The sequence below is a fragment of the Tamilnaduibacter salinus genome (genome assembly GCF_003096655.1).
Classification (GTDB): Bacteria; Pseudomonadota; Gammaproteobacteria; order Pseudomonadales; family Oleiphilaceae; genus Tamilnaduibacter; species Tamilnaduibacter salinus.
In genome coordinates this window covers 1-15,495 of sequence record NZ_QEKQ01000011.1, presented here as the reverse complement: position 1 = coordinate 15,495, position 15,495 = coordinate 1, and the positions used below count along the sequence as shown (strand labels likewise).

The window sequence follows — 15,495 nt, the reverse complement described above, 5'->3', positions numbered from 1 at the left end:
TGTGGGTTAAAAGGGATTCCAAACCATCATGGGAGGCGGCCCGTTACGACAGCACGGCAGGCTCCAGCCAGCCCATCAGTGTGATTCCGAGGGCGAATATCGGAATCGCGGCCGTCAGGCTGTCGACCCGATCCATAATACCGCCATGGCCCGGCAGCAATCCGCTGCTGTCCTTGATTCCACGGACCCGCTTGAACAGACTCTCAATCAGGTCACCGAGCACCGAGAAGGCGCCGGCGACAAGACTGACCGCCGTTAACCACAGCGCCTGTGCCGGCGAGCAGCCGGCCGCCCAGGCCACAAACAGGGCCAGTAGCGCGACGGCGGCAAGGCCGCCCCAGACACCCGCCCAGGACTTACCGGGGCTGACACGCGGAGCCAGTTTCGCACGCCCAAAGGCCCGGCCGGCAAAGTACGCCCCGATATCGGCGACCCACACAATGCAGAAGGTGTAGAGGATCAGCAGCAGGTTGTTGCCCGTCTCCGCCAGCTGGAAATCGCCGGAGCGCAGATGGTTCAGCCCAACCCAGGCGGGCACCAGAACCAACACCCCGAACAACGCCTTGAACGCCGCAGGGCGCCAGGTCCGACGTCCGCGTGGGTAGAGCACAACCATCACAAGCGCCAGTACCCACCAGAGCAGCGCTACGGCCAGAATCGGAACCGGAGGCGTCAGAAACAGGGCAAACAGGATGGCGGCCAGTGCCAGCGCGTAGCCGACACGCCCGAGCGGGTGCGTGATGCCAGCCATGTTGGCCCACTCCCATGCCCCGACCGTGATGATGGCGCCGGTAAACAGGGCGAACCCAAGAGGGGGGAGAAAAAAGATACCCCCAATGGCAATGGGCGCAAGAATCAGTGCGGTGATGATGCGTGTCCGAAGCACAATGGGGTCACTTCTATTCTGGTTGTTGTCGTTGATCCCCGAGTCAGGGACCGTCGGTACCGGTCACGTGCGGCGCTTCGTCCGCATCCACCTGGTCATCGGTCTGCCCGAACCGGCGTTTGCGTTGCCCGTATGCGGCCAGCGCACCCCGCATTTCCTCCGGCCCGAAGTCCGGCCAGTACACCGGTGAAAAATAGAACTCGGTATAGGCCAGGTGCCAGAGCAGGAAATTACTGATCCGCTGCTCACCCGCGGTCCGGATCAGCAGATCCGGCATGGGCAGATCACCAATACTCAGTTGCTGCTGCACCAGATCGTCGGTAATGGCCTCTGGTGCCAGCTCGCCGCGCTGAACTTTCTCCGCCAGACGACGCGTGGCGCAGGTGATGTCCCAGTGGCCGCCGTAGTTGGCTGCCACAACCAGCGTCATGCCGGTGTTGTTGGCGGTCAGCACTTCCGCCCGGTCCATGTGGGCCTGAATCCGTTCACTGAACGCCGTCCGGTCGCCGATGATCCTCAGCCGGATGTTGTTCCGGTGAAGTTTGCGCACCTCCCGCTCCAGCGCCATCAGCAGCAAGCGCATGAGCGCAGAGATTTCATCCTTTGGGCGCCGCCAGTTCTCGCTGGAGAACGCAAACAGGGTGAGCACCGACACCCCTTCGCGGGCGCAGGTCTCAACCGTCGAACGAACCGAGTTCACACCCGCCCGGTGTCCGGAAACGCCTCCCTGGCCGCGCTCCCGCGCCCATCGATTGTTCCCGTCCATGATGATGGCGACATGCTCCGGGCGCTTGCCCGCAGTGAGCGGAATGTCCGCAGAAGACGTGTCCGTCATTGAATACCTCTGAGCGCCGCCAGCCCGGGTGACCGGGCTGGGGCTGTCCGCGTGGATGTCCGCCGGATTAAATGGACATCAGGTCGTTTTCCTTGGCCTTCAGGTGCTCATCCACCTCAGCCACGAACTGATCCGTCAGTTTCTGGATCGCGTTTTCGCCACCTTTAGCCTCATCCTCGGACAACTCTTTCTCGCGCAGCAGCTCCTTGATGTCATTGTTCGCGTCACGGCGGGCGTTGCGGATCTGGACCCGTGTCGCTTCGGCATCCGCCTTGGCTTGCTTGACCAACTCTTTGCGGTTCGCCTCGGTCAGCATCGGCATGGGCACCCGGATGACATCGCCGTTACTCGCCGGGTTCAACCCCAGATCAGAAGCCATGATGGCTTTCTCAACGGCCGGCGCCAGACTTTTCTCAAAGGGCGATACCACCAGCGTACGCGCGTCCTCAACATTGATGGATGCGACCTGCTTGAGTGGTGTATCCATCCCGTAATAGGGAACGGTGATACCATCCAGAATCGCAGGGTGGGCCCGGCCCGTCCGGATTTTGCGAAAGGAGTGCTCAAGCGATTCAATGCACTTCTTCATCCGTTGTTCGGCATCGGATTTGATATCGTCGATCACCTTCGTTTCCTCAACTCTGGTAGTCCATGTCGGAACGGACGGCACACGCCAGCCGTTCCCTCATCTGTTCTCACTCAATCAGAGTGCCTTCGGACTCGCCCACGACCAGTCGGGTGAGCGCCCCCGGATTGTTCATGTTGAACACCCGCACCGGCATGCCCTGATCCCGGCACAGGCAAATGGCCGTCAGGTCCATCACACCGAGGCGTTCTTCGAGCACTTGGTCGTACGTCAGACGCTCATACTTTTCCGCGTTCGGGTCCTTCACGGGGTCCGCCGTGAACACCCCATCCACCTTGGTGGCCTTGAGGACAATGTCCGCCTCAATCTCAATGCCCCGAAGGCAGGCCGCCGAATCGGTGGTAAAGAACGGATTCCCCGTACCCGCACAGAATATCACGACGTCGCCTTCACGCAGATCCCGAACCGCCCGACGCCGGTCATAGTGCTCAACGATGCCACTCATGGGAATGGCGGACAGGACACGGGTGCGGATATTGGAGCGCTCCAGGGCGTCACGCATGGCCAAGCCGTTCATCATCGTCGCCAGCATGCCCATGTGGTCGCCAGTGACCCGGTCCATGCCGGCTTCGTTCAATGCCGACCCCCGGAACAGGTTACCACCGCCGATCACCAGCCCGACCTGAACGCCAATGCCAACAAGCGCTCCAATCTCCAGCGCCATCCGGTCCAGTACTTTCGGATCGATGCCGAATTCCTGCTCGCCCTGAAGGGCTTCTCCGCTCAGTTTCAGAAGAACGCGTTTATAGCGTGGCTGGGATTGTGACGACTTTGGCATGGCAGGCCCCCTTTGACGGCATCGAAACAGATAGGTCGAAGCCCGCACCGCGCGGGCCACGAATTCAGGAGCCTCAGGTCAGACAGCGAAACCGCGTCGGAGCCTGACCAGAGGCGCCTTACACAAACCCGCCCCGTCACCGGGTCTGATGCCGATGCGGGGCGGCTGAAGAGGGGAACGCTGACGCGTTCCCCGGGGCGGAATCAGGCCTTGTCAGTACCGGCGGCTTCTGCCACTTCGGTTGCAAAGTCCTTTTCTTCCACCTCAATGCCTTCACCCACTTCCAGGCGAATGAAGCCGATCAGGTCCGCGCCCTGCTCCTTGAGCAGGTCCGCAACGCTCTGATCCGGGTTCTTCACGAAAGGCTGCTCCACAAGGCTGTTCTCCTTGAGGAATTTCTTGATGCGGCCGGTCATCATCTTCTCGACGATTTCCTCCGGCTTGCCTTCCATGTCCGGCTGAGCCTTGATGACTTCTTTTTCCTTGTCCACTTCTTCCTGCGGCATGTCTTCCGGCTTCGCGACACGCGGATTCACTGCCGCCACGTGCATGGCAATGTCACGGGCCGTATCGGCGTTGCCACCCTTCAGAGCAACAACGGACGCGATCTTGTTGTTGCTGTGGACGTAGCCTTCCACCACATCGCCTTCGATTTCCACCAGGCGCCGGACACTGATGTTCTCGCCAATCTTCTGAACCAGCTCTTCACGCTGCTTCTCAAGATCGTCGGTCATCAGCGCCGCAACGTCGGTTTCGCCCTTCTCGACCGCCACATCCAGAACCTGGTTGGCGAAGGTCAGGAAGTTGTCGTCACGGGCAACGAAGTCGGTCTCGGCGTTCACTTCCAGGATCGTGCCCTTCTTGTTGTCGTCAGAAACGCGAACAAGGGCAACGCCTTCCGCCGCAGTACGACCGGCTTTCTTGGCGGCTTTCAGGCCGGACTTCTTGCGAAGCTCTTCAATGGCGCCTTCGACACTGCCATCAGCCTCAACCAGTGCCTTCTTGCACTCCATCATGCCAAGGCCAGTGCGCTCACGGAGCTCTTTAACCATTGATGCGGTAATCGCAGCCATTTCCTATCCTCACTTGTTTATCAGCGCAGGCGCCCCAGGGCGCCTGCGCCAGCATCATCGATCATTTATGGGTGGGGCGAGCGGCGGATTACTCCGCCGGTGCGTCCTGGGCGCTGTCGCCCTCAGCCGCTTCTGTTTCGGTCTCGCTCACTTCCACAAACTCATCCGGCGTGCTCGCACCCTGCGTGGCGTCGATGCAGGTGTCGGCAACGGCCTGAACGTAAATGCGAATGGCACGGATCGCGTCATCGTTACCCGGAATCACGTAATCGATGCCATCGGGGTCGCTGTTGGTATCGACAACGCCAATCACGGGAATGCCCAGCTTATTCGCTTCCTTGATGGCAATCCGCTCATGATCCACATCCACAACGAACATGGCGTCCGGCAGGCCGCCCATGTCCTTGATGCCGCCAATGCCACGCTCGAGCTTTTCCATCTCGCGGGTACGCTCCAGCGCTTCCTTCTTGGTCAGCTTGTCGAACGTGCCGTCCTGACTCTGGGTCTCCAGGTCGCGATATCGACGGATGGACTGACGGATCGTCTTGTAGTTGGTCAGCATGCCGCCCAGCCAGCGGTGATTCACATACGGCTGGTTAGAGCGCAGGGCTTCCTCTTTGATGATCTTGGAGGCGGAGCGCTTGGTCCCAACAAACAGAATCTTGTTCTTGTTGGAAGCCAGCTCACGGACATAGCCCAGCGCTTCATCAATCGCCGGAACAGTCTGTTCCAGGTTGATGATATGAATCTTGTTGCGGGCACCGAAAATGTACTTGGACATCTTCGGGTTCCAGTGGCGGGTCTGGTGGCCAAAGTGTGCGCCTGCTTTCAGCAGGTCACGCATGTTTACCTGAGACATGGTTTTTCACCTTCAATGACTTCGGGTTAGTCCTCCACGCGCCCGATCACTCCAACCCATCACCAAACGGAAACAGGCACCCTGGAGCAACGTGCCGACGCGTGTGCGTATTTGCCGACAGGGGTCGACCCCATTCCGGCGCCGCGTTTATACCATAATTGGGCGCGTGACGCTATCACCGCAGTAGCCGGCATGCCCCATCATTGAGCACGCCCGTCGGTTGTATGGCGTTCGCCCCACGCCTAAAATAGGCGCTTGGTTTCAACGTGACAGGAATCCCATGCAGGTATCGATCAAAACGCAGGAAGAAATCGAGAAAATGCGGGTCGCCGGACGCGGCGCGGCTCAGGTTCTGGAAATGATTGGTGAGCACATCCGCCCGGGCGTCACCACAGAAGAGCTGGACCGGATCTGCCATGACTACATCGTCAACGAACTGGATGCGATTCCGGCGCCACTGAATTACAAGGGATTCCCGAAATCGATCTGCACGTCGGTCAATCACGTGATCTGCCACGGCATTCCGAGTGACAAGAAAGTCCTGAAGGACGGTGACACGCTCAATATCGATATCACGATCATCAAGGATGGTTATCACGGTGACACCAGCAAGATGTTCTTCGTTGGTAAACGCAAGATCGCTGCAGAGCGCCTGATCACAGTCACCCAGGAATGTCTCTACAAGGGCATGGAAATGGTCCGGCCCGGCGCAACGCTCGGGGACATCGGCCATGCCATACAGAAGCACGCCGAGAAGAACCGTTTCTCGGTCGTTCGCGAGTTCTGCGGCCACGGCATTGGCAAAGGCTTCCATGAAGAGCCCCAGGTCATGCACTACGGCCAGCCCGGTACCGGCATGGCTCTGGAGGAAGGCATGACCTTCACCATCGAGCCGATGATCAACCAGGGCAAGCGCCACTGCAAAGTGCTGCCGGATGGCTGGACGGCCGTCACCAAGGATCACAAGCTTTCCGCCCAGTGGGAACACACCCTGCTGGTCACCGCCGACGGATTTGAGGCATTCACGAAACGACCGGAAGAATCCTTCTAGCATTCGGTTGGGACGAGACAACGCCATGGCAGCGGCCAACACCCCGGACCTGTCCGGCCTCGAACATCAGATCCTGACGGCCACGTCGCCTCTGAAGCCGGCCCGGGAAGCGCTATCGACAACGTTCGAGGCCCATGCCGAGGCCTTCCGCAAGGGCGCCGATGTGCGTGAACTGGTGCTGGCGCGGGCGTTGTCGGTGGATCGCATCCTGTCGCTGATCTGGCAGCGCTACCCCTTCTCGGAGTCGGAGGACATGACGCTGCTGGCCGTTGGCGGCTACGGTCGCGGCGAGCTCCACCCGCACTCCGACATCGACCTGCTGATTCTGACGCGCGAGACGTTACCGGAGGACTGGCAGGAATCGATGATGGCCTTCATCACCCTACTCTGGGACCTCCGACTCGATATCGGGCACAGCGTGCGGTCACTCGAAGAGTGCCAGACCGCCGCCCGGGACGACGTCACCATCCTCACGAACCTGCTCGAAACCCGGACCATTGCCGGCAATGAGCAGCTGCGCGCGGAGCTGGTCGACAACGTCTACTCGGACCGGGTCAGCGAAGATCGCACCTACTTCATCGCCAAGCGCGAGGAGCAGCGCCAGCGCCACGAGAAGTACGGCGACACGGAGTACAACCTCGAGCCCAACATCAAGGGCGCACCCGGCGGCCTTCGGGACATCCAGACCATCGGCTGGATCACCAAGCGCCATTTCGGGCTGGAATCCACCGCCGACCTGACGCGTTTCAGCATCCTGACTGAGGAGGAATACCAGATCCTCCTCAACGGCGAGACGTTCCTGTGGCGCCTGCGGTACGGCCTGCAGCTGATTGCCGGGCGTAATGAGAACCGCCTGCTGTTTGACCATCAGCGGGCGCTGGCCGAAATGCTGGGCTATCAGGACGAAGGGCGCCGATTGGGCGTCGAAATGATGATGCAGGACTACTACCGCACCGTGCTGGCGCTGGCCGAGCTCACGGACGTGATCCTGCAGTACTACGACGAAGCCATCCTCGGGCCGCCCGAGGCAGCGGTCATCCAGCCGCTCAACAACCGCTTCCAGATCCGTAACGACACCATCGAGGCCATCAACAACCAGGTGTTTGCCTACGCGCCCTACGCGCTGCTGGAAATCTTCGTACTGATGGCGCAAAACCCCGGCATTCGGGGCATCCGCGCCTCGACGATCCGCTCGATCCGGGCGCATCGCCACCTGATCGACGATGCCTTCCGGTCCGACCTGGCGGTGACCACGCTGTTTATGGAGCTGTTGCGCACGCCTCACCAGCTCGAGCAGACGCTCTCGTTCATGAAGAAGTACAACGTACTGGGACGCTACCTGCCGGAGTTCGGGGAAATCATTGGTCAGATGCAGTACGATCTGTTCCACATCTACACCGTGGACACCCATACCCTCCGGGTGATCCGCAACATGGTGCGCCTGCGCTCCGAAGACGGTCGGGAGGACTTCCCGCTCGCCTCACGGCTGGTTCATCACCTGCCAAAGCAGGAACTGCTCTACATCGCCGGGCTCTACCACGATATCGCCAAGGGCCGGGGCGGCGACCATTCCGAGCTGGGTGCGGACGAGGTGATCGACTTCTGCCAGCGACATCATCTGAGCGATCGCGACACGCAGCTGGTGGCCTGGCTGGTCCGCAATCATCTGTTGATGTCCATGACGGCCCAGCGCAAGGACATCTCCGACCCGAACATCATCCACGAATTCGCCCGGGCCGTGCCCAGCCAGGTGCATCTGGACTACCTCTACGCGATGACGGTGTGCGACATCAGCGCCACCAACCCGAAGCTCTGGAACACTTGGCGCGCCACCCTGCTCCGCCAGCTCTACATCGAAGCCAAGCGCGCACTGCGGCGCGGAACCGAAAAGCCGGTCAACCGCCAGGAGTGGATTCAGGCCACCCAGTCGGAGGCACGTGAAATCCTCCAGGCGCAGGACATCACGGATGAGCAGATCAACAGCGTCTGGGACGTGATGGACGAGGACTACTTCCTGCAGGACTCCACCGTCGACATCGCCTGGCAGACCTCTGCCATCATCCGTCACGGTGACGACCCCGACCCGCTGGTAATGATTCGCGACACACGGGGCGGGCCCACCGACGGCTACTCACAAATCGTTATCTACATGAAGGACCGGGCGGCCCTGTTCGCTGCCACCACAGCGGTGCTGGAACAGCTCAACCTGAACATCGTCGATGCTCGGATCACCAGTGGCACGGGCCCCTACTCCATCAGTGCCTATGTCGTTCTCGATGAACAGGGGCAGCCACTGGGCAACGATCCGGCCCGCAAGGAGCGGGTCCGCGAGCGGCTGGTGGAAGAGCTGGACGACCCCGAGGACTATCCGGACATCATCCACCGCCGCACGCCGCGCCAGCTCAAGCACTTCTCGTTTCCCACGCAGGTGACGATCTCCAACGACACCATCAACCAGCGTACCGCGATGGAAGTGATCACCCCCGACCGCCCGGGGCTGCTGGCGCGCGTGGGCCGGGTACTGCTGTCACACGGCGTGCGCCTGACGAACGCCAAGATCGCCACGCTGGGCGAGCGGGTCGAGGACGTCTTCTTCGTGACGGACGAGAACGGTCAGCCACTGAGTGACCCGACATTCTGCCAGCGCCTTCAGGACGACCTGTGCCAACAGCTGGACGAGAGCCAGGACTGATTTCCGCCGACAACCAGAGAGACGGCCATGAACCCCGATCTTGACCGACTGCATCCCTATCCGTTCGAGAAACTGGCCCAGCTGAAAGCGGACGTTACGCCGCCTGCAGACCGGTCACCCATTGCCCTGTCGATTGGTGAGCCCAAGCACCCGTCGCCGGAATTCGTCCAGAACGTCATCCGGGACAACCTCGACAAGCTCGCCAACTATCCGACCACCAAAGGCACTGACGAACTGCGTCAGACCATCGCCGGCTGGGCCACCCGTCGGTTTGGACTGAACGAGGGATCACTGACGGCGGAACAGCATGTCCTGCCAGTCAACGGGACACGGGAAGCCATTTTTTCGCTGGTCCAGTCCGTGATCGACCCGGTCCCGGGCGCCACCGTGGTCAGCCCCAACCCGTTCTACCAGATCTACGAAGGCGCGGCGTTTCTCGCGGGGGCGACGCCCTACTACCTCGCCTGTGATGCCAGCAACGGCTTCATCCCCGACTTTGAGGCGGTTCCGGACGAAGTCTGGCGGCATACCCAGATTCTGTTCCTCTGCTCGCCGGGCAACCCCAGTGGTGCCGTCATCCCACGCGATACGCTGCAGAAAGTCATCGAGCTGGCTGACCGGCACGATTTCCTGATCGCCTCGGACGAGTGCTATTCCGAACTCTATCCGGATGAAAAAGAGCCGCCCGAGGGCCTGCTCCAGACATGCGCGGCGCTGGGCCGAGACGATTACCGGCGCTGCATCGTCTTTCACAGCCTGTCCAAACGCTCGAATCTGCCGGGACTGCGCTCCGGCTTCGTGGCCGGCGACGCCGACGTACTCAAGCGCTTCCTGCGCTACCGCACCTACCACGGCTGCGCAATGCCGATTCAGCACCAGCTTGCGAGCATCGCCGCATGGCAGGACGAGGCGCATGTCCGTGAAAACCGCGCGGCCTACCGCGAGAAGTTCAACGCCGTCGTGCCGATTCTCCAGGAGGTATTGGACGTCGATCACCCCGACGCCGGCTTCTACCTCTGGCCCCGGACACCGATGCCCGACGACACGTTTGCCAGAGAACTGGCCGCCGAGGAGAACGTCCACGTACTCCCAGGGCGCTATCTGTCCCGTGCGGTCGCCGGGCACAACCCGGGCGAAAACCACGTCCGCATGGCGCTCGTCGCGCCGCTGGATGAGTGTGTCGAGGCGGCAGAGCGGATTCGGGGATGGCTAAAGCGCCGGCCTTGAACCAAAAGACATGATCAGCCACGGAAAACACGGACGGACACGGAAAGCGCCCTTTGGGCGCAAACAAAAGTAACAAGCTGAAAGTGACAAGAAGGGAAAGCGGCTAGCTACTGATAACGGCTCCTTCTGTTGCCTTTCGTCCGTGCTTTCTGTGTTTTTCCGTGGCAAACACATTCTTTTCGCAGTGAATAAACGGAGCACCTCCATGAAACTCTACGGCATCAAAAACTGCGACACGGTGAAAAAAGCCCGCAAGTGGCTGGATGAGAATGGCGTCGACTATCAGTTCCACGATTTCAAAAAGGACGGCCTGACGGCGGACATGCTTTCAGGCTGGCAGGATCAACTGGGCTGGGAGCCGCTGGTGAACCGGCGGGGCACGACCTGGCGGCGCCTGCCGGAGTCGGTTCGTGATAGCATGAACGCCAGATCTGCCCACGAGACCATGCTCGACAACCCGTCCCTGATCAAACGGCCTGTGGTTGAGGCCAGTGACGGTGTGAGCGTTGGATTCAACGCCGAGGAATGGGCGGCGCGGTTTTTGTAGTTTCATTCGCCGCGGAAACCGCGGAAGAGCGCGGAAATAAGAGGATTCGGCCACAGAATCCACGGACGGACACGGAAAGCGCCCTTCGGGCGCATGAAATCGCTACGTAGGTTGGGCTGACGAAGGAAGCCCAACAGTCAAACCCTCCCGATTACAGAGGGGCGTTGGACTTCCTTCGTCAGCCCAACCTACGGCACCTTAAAACTTTCAAACATTCGATGTTCAACAAGGAGCCCGAGGACAATGACCTTTGCATTCGGTATCGGCATCGGCACTCAGAATCAGAAAGGCGAGTGGCTGGAGGCGTTCTATCAGTCGCCGCTGTATCTGCCGGACGCCACTCTGGCGGAGCTGGCGGGGAACACGCTCGGCTATCAGGGTGGCAACAAGGCTCTGGACGCCTCTGACGAGCAGCTGAAGCAGTTTGCCGAAGGGCTGCGCCGGGCCGGGTTTGAGGATCAGGCGAAGCTGGCCGAAAAAGCTGTTGGCAGCCAGCGTCCGGCGGTTGTCACGGTTCTGGAAAACGACGACACCGCCTCCAGCACGCCGGAAGTCTACCTCAAGCTCCAGCTGATCTCTCACCGTCTGGTTCGCCCCCACGGGCTGAAGCTGGACGGCATTTTCGGGCTGCTGCCGAACCTGGCCTGGACCAACGAAGGCGCTATCGATCTGGACGAGCTTCCGGAGCGTCAGATGGACGCGCGCATCGCCGGTCGCCTTCTGGAAGTCAAATCCGTCGACAAGTTCCCCCAGATGACCGATTACGTGGTCCCGAAAGGCGTGCGGATTGCGGACACGGCACGGGTTCGCCTCGGTGCCTACGTGGGTGAAGGGACCACCGTCATGCATGAAGGTTTCATCAACTTCAACGCCGGCACCGAAGGCCCGGGGATGATCGAAGGCCGGATCTCCGCTGGCGTGGTCATCGGCTCCGGCTCCGACCTGGGTGGCGGCTGCTCTACCATGGGCACGCTGTCCGGCGGCGGCAACATCATCATTTCCGTGGGCGACAACTGCCTGATCGGCGCCAACGCGGGTATCGGCGTTCCGCTGGGTGACCGTTGCACCGTCGAAGCCGGCCTTTACCTGACCGCAGGCACCAAAGTCGCCGTCCTGGACGACGAAAACAACGTCGTCAAAGTGCTGAAAGCCCGCGACCTGGCCAACAAGTCCGACCTGCTCTTCCGGCGCAACAGCGAAAACGGCGCGGTGGAGTGCAAGACCAACAAATCGGCCGTTGAACTGAACGATCAGTTGCACGCGAATAACTGATCTCCATTCGCCGCGGAAACCGCGGAAGGACGCGGAAGAAAAGACGATTCGGCCACGGAAAAACACGGACGACACGGGAAGCGCCCTTCGGGCGCGAGAAACACGGTAGTTTGGGCTGACGCAGGAAGCCCAACAACCTGCAGCCCACTCTTGGGTTCGATGCTTTGTTGGGCTTCCTGCATCAGCCCAACCTACGGCACTGCCCTTCCGTGCTTTCCGTGTCTTTCAGTGGCTAATACAGTCATTTCCGCGGTTTCCGCGGCGAAAACAAAACACCAACCCGAGATTCCCCATGTCCGACACTCTCTCCCTCACTCAGCAACTGATCCAGAAAGCGTCCGTCACTCCCGATGATGCCGGTTGCCAGGATCTGTTGATGGCCCGTCTTGCGCCGCTTGGTTTTGCGGATGAGCGGCTGCGCTTTGAGGAGGTGGACAACCTGTGGGCCCGAAAAGGCCAGGACGGGCCGGTGCTGGCCTTTGCCGGGCATACGGACGTGGTACCGACCGGACCCGAGAACCATTGGTCGCATCCCCCCTTCGAGGCGGGTGTTCACGATGGGTATCTGTTCGGGCGCGGAGCGGCGGACATGAAGGGCAGCCTGGCGGCGTTCGTGACCGCAGCGGAACGGTTTGTCGCCAACCACCCCAATCACAAAGGCTCCATTGCCCTGCTGATCACCAGTGACGAGGAAGGCCCCGCCAGGAACGGGACGGTCAAGGTGGTCGAAACACTGGAAGCGCGTAGCGAGAAAATCGACTGGTGCCTGATCGGCGAGCCGTCCAGCACCCATCAGGTCGGCGATACGATCAAAAACGGCCGCCGGGGCTCATTGCACGGCTACCTGACCGTCCACGGCATTCAGGGCCATGTCGCCTACCCACACATGGCGGAAAACCCGGTCCATAGAGCGGCGCCTGCGCTGGACGCCCTGGCTCGCGAACACTGGGATGAGGGCAACGAATTCTTCCCGCCGACCACCTTCCAGGTCACCCGACTGGAGTCAGGGATGGGCAGCAACGTGATTCCGGGCGAGATGCTGGTGCACTTCAATTTCCGGTACTGCACAGAGAACACGGCCGAAAGCCTGGAAACGCGGGTCATCGACATCCTGGATCGTCACGGCCTGAAGTACGACCTGCAGTGGCACCTTTCCGGCCGGCCATTTCTCACCGACCGGGGCGCTCTGGTCGAGGCCGCCTCCGGCGCCATCGAGGCCACGACAGGACAGGAAACAACCCTCTCCACCGCCGGCGGCACCTCCGACGGCCGCTTCATCGCGCCCACCGGCGCCCAGGTCCTCGAACTTGGCCCCGTGAACGCCACAATCCACAAGATCGACGAATGCGTGAAGGCGGACGACCTGGACCAGCTCTCGGTGATTTATGAGGGGATTCTGGAGCGGCTTCTGGTGGAGTGATTCGCCGCAGAATCCGCGGAAAAAAGACGATTTAGCCACGGAAAAACACAGAAAGCACGGAAGCGCCCTTTGGGCGCAAAAGAAAAAGTGGCAAGTTAAAGGTTACAAGTAGCGTAGGTTGGGCTGACGCAGGAAGCCCAACAATGACACACGAACCCAAGGCGTAAGGCTTGTCTCTCTTGGGCTTCCTTCGTCAGCCCAACCTACGTTTTCAATCATTTCAGCCCCGCCCGAAGGGCGTTTCCGTGCTTTCTGTGTTTTTCCGTGGCTAAAAATCAGTTGCGCAAAATGCCGCAGTATTAGTTCCAGATCGCCAGCTGCTCCCCGCGCTCGTCCAGGCGCCACCACTTCTCGTCCTGGACCGGGTCGCCTTCTTTCCAGTCGCCGGGGCTGCATCGGATCTCAGTCTGGAGGTGTTCCCAGGCGGAGCGGGCGCAGTCGAGGTCCGTTTCCCAGGGGAGCTTTCCGCCTTCCAGTATCAGGCAGGCGTAGCGTTTGCCAACGGCGTTGGGGTAGACACTGATCGTTACCCGCTCACCCTGGATTCCGCCCTGCCCCTTGAGGACACCTTTCGTACCTACTGAGGTCACGGACAGCGCATCAAGATGGCCCGCCAGCCAGGTTTCCAGGGCGGCTGGGTCAAGATCGCGGATGTAGATTTCGAGGTCGGTCATGGGGTTGGTTCGCCGCTGAATCCGCGGAAGGACGCGGAAAAAAGAGAGTTCAGCCACGGAAAAACACGGAAAGCGCCCTTCGGGCGCAGGAAACGACGCGTAGGTTGGGCTGACGAAGGAAGCCCAACCATCCATAGATCGGCACCATGTCGGTGTTGGGCTTCCTTCGTCAGCCCAACCTACGCTTATAGACCAATTTTGTTGCGCCCGAAGGGCGTTTCCGTGTTCGTCCGTGGATTCCGTGGCTAGAACGCGTTACTCAATAATACTCACATTATTCGCCTGAAGGCCTTTTGGCGCCTCGACGACGTCGAACCGGACGTCCTGGCCCTGGCGGAGGATGCGGCGGCCGCGGCCTCGGATGGCGCGGAAGTGGACGAAGACTTCGTCGCCGCTTTCACGAACGATGAAGCCAAACCCTTTCTTGACGTTGAACCACTTCACCGTGCCTTCTTCATCACCCTCGGGAGAGGTGTCTTCGTTCTGGTTATTCGGGCCTTTCTCGTTGCTATCGGACGGCTCCGGAGCGGGCTTTGAAGCGGCTGGTTTTTTCTTGCCGGCTTGTGAGGCAGCAGGCTTCTTCTGGATGAAAAAGACCGTCAGGAATCCGGCAATACCGAACAGCAGCGTGGTAATGAGGTACGCCGCAATGCCCTGCCCGCTACCAAGCACGAACGTCGGCTCATTCGCCAGCTTACTGGTCTGGCTCTGGGACAGGATCTGGAACAGCTCGGGGGTCAGGTTCACGAGCAGGAATCCCAGTACAAACGGTGACGGAATGGCGATCAGCAGTGCCACCAAAGCAGTCTTCTGAGGGTTACGCATGGGTTGTTACTATCTCCGTTGATCAATCACTCACAAATCGGGCATCACGCGGTCTGGTCATCGAATAACGCCTCTGTCCGGCGTAAAATGCCGCCATTGATCCCAAACATCGGTAAACCGGGAATAAAAGAAAGGCCCCGGTCTGCAAGCGGCCTATCATACCAGAACGGCCCTCACGGACCCCACCCTCAGCGATCAGGAGCCCATCACATGAGCGAGAAAAACCTGGAGGCACGCCTCGATGAACTGGAGACCCGTATCGCCTTTCAGGACGACCTGATCAACACCCTCAGCGATCAGATCGCAGCCCAGGAGCAGGACATCCGGGAACTGTGGGAGGCCAAGCGGCAGCTGAAGAAAGACCTGAACGACGTGGCGCCGTCTTGGATCCGGAAAGAGAGCGAAGAGGAGCCGCCGCCCCATTATTGAACGTATTCGCCGCGGAAACCGCGGAAGGACGCGGAAGTAAAGATGGTTTTAGCCACGGAAAAACACGGACGGACACGGAAAGCGCCCTTCGGGCGCCGTTAAAGAGGACGTGGAGGTTGGGCTTCCTGCGTCAGCCTAGCCTACAACGCTGCTTTTGCGCGCGAAGCGCGCTTTCCGTGTCCGTCCGAGATGGGATGGTCTCCTCCCCACTCCATAACGGCGTCGCTATGCGCCAAGATAGGTGTTGAGGCATCTATCTACGAGTTAAGGAGGAGACCATG

General features: G+C 60.5%; 15 protein-coding genes. 7 read left to right on the top strand and 8 right to left on the bottom strand.

The genetic code is table 11. The features are described from left to right. Positions 1-43: 43 nt before the first annotated feature. The 6 genes from C8D92_RS14850 to rpsB form a co-directional block, all read right to left on the bottom strand. Positions 44-886 (bottom strand): phosphatidate cytidylyltransferase, encoded by an 843-nt coding sequence (locus C8D92_RS14850; RefSeq protein ID WP_116919851.1) that lies wholly within the window; start codon positions 884-886, stop codon positions 44-46. Positions 887-929: 43 nt separating this feature from the next. Beyond that, positions 930-1,721 carry a polyprenyl diphosphate synthase gene (uppS, locus tag C8D92_RS14845; RefSeq protein WP_116919850.1) on the bottom strand — a complete coding sequence of 264 codons (792 nt, stop codon included), beginning with the start codon at positions 1,719-1,721 and terminating at the stop codon, positions 930-932. Positions 1,722-1,788: 67 nt separating this feature from the next. Beyond that, positions 1,789-2,346, bottom strand: a complete 558-nt coding sequence (gene frr, locus C8D92_RS14840; protein ID WP_095612085.1) for a ribosome recycling factor — start codon at positions 2,344-2,346, stop codon at positions 1,789-1,791. A 70-nt stretch (positions 2,347-2,416) separates the two neighbouring features. Beyond that, positions 2,417-3,145, bottom strand: coding sequence for a UMP kinase (gene pyrH / locus C8D92_RS14835; protein ID WP_095612086.1), 729 nt, complete (start codon positions 3,143-3,145; stop codon positions 2,417-2,419). 203 nt (positions 3,146-3,348) lie between these two features. Continuing rightward, positions 3,349-4,218 carry a translation elongation factor Ts gene (gene tsf / locus C8D92_RS14830; protein ID WP_116919849.1) on the bottom strand — a complete coding sequence of 290 codons (870 nt, stop codon included), beginning with the start codon at positions 4,216-4,218 and terminating at the stop codon, positions 3,349-3,351. An 88-nt stretch (positions 4,219-4,306) separates the two neighbouring features. Then, on the bottom strand, positions 4,307-5,077 hold the full coding sequence (gene rpsB, locus C8D92_RS14825) for a 30S ribosomal protein S2 (RefSeq protein ID WP_095612088.1): 771 nt from the start codon (positions 5,075-5,077) through the stop codon (positions 4,307-4,309). 280 nt (positions 5,078-5,357) lie between these two features. On the opposite strand from rpsB, the gene map reads away from it, so the two are divergent. The 6 genes from map to dapE all read left to right on the top strand — a co-directional run bounded on the left by map (position 5,358) and on the right by dapE (position 13,286). Continuing rightward, positions 5,358-6,128 (top strand): type I methionyl aminopeptidase, encoded by a 771-nt coding sequence (gene map / locus C8D92_RS14820; protein WP_095612089.1) that lies wholly within the window; start codon positions 5,358-5,360, stop codon positions 6,126-6,128. A gap of 25 nt (positions 6,129-6,153) precedes the next feature. Beyond that, positions 6,154-8,820, top strand: a complete 2,667-nt coding sequence (locus C8D92_RS14815) for a [protein-PII] uridylyltransferase (protein ID WP_095612090.1) — start codon at positions 6,154-6,156, stop codon at positions 8,818-8,820. Between the two features lie 27 nt (positions 8,821-8,847). After that, entirely contained in the window at positions 8,848-10,047 is a 1,200-nt protein-coding gene (gene dapC, locus C8D92_RS14810; RefSeq protein ID WP_116919848.1) for a succinyldiaminopimelate transaminase, read from the top strand. Between the two features lie 205 nt (positions 10,048-10,252). Further along, a complete protein-coding gene (locus C8D92_RS14805) occupies positions 10,253-10,594 on the top strand; it encodes an ArsC family reductase (RefSeq protein WP_116919847.1) in 342 nt (113 codons plus the stop codon). Between the two features lie 243 nt (positions 10,595-10,837). After that, positions 10,838-11,866, top strand: a complete 1,029-nt coding sequence (gene dapD, locus C8D92_RS14800) for a 2,3,4,5-tetrahydropyridine-2,6-dicarboxylate N-succinyltransferase (RefSeq protein ID WP_116919846.1) — start codon at positions 10,838-10,840, stop codon at positions 11,864-11,866. Between the two features lie 292 nt (positions 11,867-12,158). Continuing rightward, a complete protein-coding gene (dapE, locus tag C8D92_RS14795) occupies positions 12,159-13,286 on the top strand; it encodes a succinyl-diaminopimelate desuccinylase (protein WP_116919845.1) in 1,128 nt (375 codons plus the stop codon). A 299-nt stretch (positions 13,287-13,585) separates the two neighbouring features. Here dapE and C8D92_RS14790 read toward each other — a convergent pair whose 3' ends face one another. Then, entirely contained in the window at positions 13,586-13,960 is a 375-nt protein-coding gene (locus tag C8D92_RS14790) for a hypothetical protein (RefSeq protein WP_116919865.1), read from the bottom strand. Between the two features lie 255 nt (positions 13,961-14,215). After that, on the bottom strand, positions 14,216-14,785 hold the full coding sequence (locus C8D92_RS15965; protein ID WP_116919844.1) for a cold shock domain-containing protein: 570 nt from the start codon (positions 14,783-14,785) through the stop codon (positions 14,216-14,218). A 210-nt stretch (positions 14,786-14,995) separates the two neighbouring features. Here C8D92_RS15965 and C8D92_RS14780 point away from each other — a divergent pair, with 210 nt between their 5' ends. Continuing rightward, positions 14,996-15,214, top strand: coding sequence for a SlyX family protein (locus tag C8D92_RS14780; protein ID WP_095611935.1), 219 nt, complete (start codon positions 14,996-14,998; stop codon positions 15,212-15,214). The last annotated feature ends 281 nt before the right edge of the window (positions 15,215-15,495 follow it).

Excerpts from the sequence above, each read along its gene's own strand:
- uppS (WP_116919850.1), bottom strand. The coding sequence starts at position 1,721 with ATGACGGACACGTCTTCTGCGGACATTCCGCTCACTGCGGGCAAGCGC.
- pyrH (WP_095612086.1), bottom strand. The coding sequence starts at position 3,145 with ATGCCAAAGTCGTCACAATCCCAGCCACGCTATAAACGCGTTCTTCTG.
- tsf (WP_116919849.1), bottom strand. The coding sequence starts at position 4,218 with ATGGCTGCGATTACCGCATCAATGGTTAAAGAGCTCCGTGAGCGCACT.
- rpsB (WP_095612088.1), bottom strand. The coding sequence starts at position 5,077 with ATGTCTCAGGTAAACATGCGTGACCTGCTGAAAGCAGGCGCACACTTT.
- map (WP_095612089.1), top strand. The coding sequence starts at position 5,358 with ATGCAGGTATCGATCAAAACGCAGGAAGAAATCGAGAAAATGCGGGTC.
- C8D92_RS14815 (WP_095612090.1), top strand. The coding sequence starts at position 6,154 with ATGGCAGCGGCCAACACCCCGGACCTGTCCGGCCTCGAACATCAGATC.
- dapC (WP_116919848.1), top strand. The coding sequence starts at position 8,848 with ATGAACCCCGATCTTGACCGACTGCATCCCTATCCGTTCGAGAAACTG.
- C8D92_RS14805 (WP_116919847.1), top strand. The coding sequence starts at position 10,253 with ATGAAACTCTACGGCATCAAAAACTGCGACACGGTGAAAAAAGCCCGC.
- dapD (WP_116919846.1), top strand. The coding sequence starts at position 10,838 with ATGACCTTTGCATTCGGTATCGGCATCGGCACTCAGAATCAGAAAGGC.
- dapE (WP_116919845.1), top strand. The coding sequence starts at position 12,159 with ATGTCCGACACTCTCTCCCTCACTCAGCAACTGATCCAGAAAGCGTCC.
- C8D92_RS14790 (WP_116919865.1), bottom strand. The coding sequence starts at position 13,960 with ATGACCGACCTCGAAATCTACATCCGCGATCTTGACCCAGCCGCCCTG.
- C8D92_RS15965 (WP_116919844.1), bottom strand. The coding sequence starts at position 14,785 with ATGCGTAACCCTCAGAAGACTGCTTTGGTGGCACTGCTGATCGCCATT.
- C8D92_RS14780 (WP_095611935.1), top strand. The coding sequence starts at position 14,996 with ATGAGCGAGAAAAACCTGGAGGCACGCCTCGATGAACTGGAGACCCGT.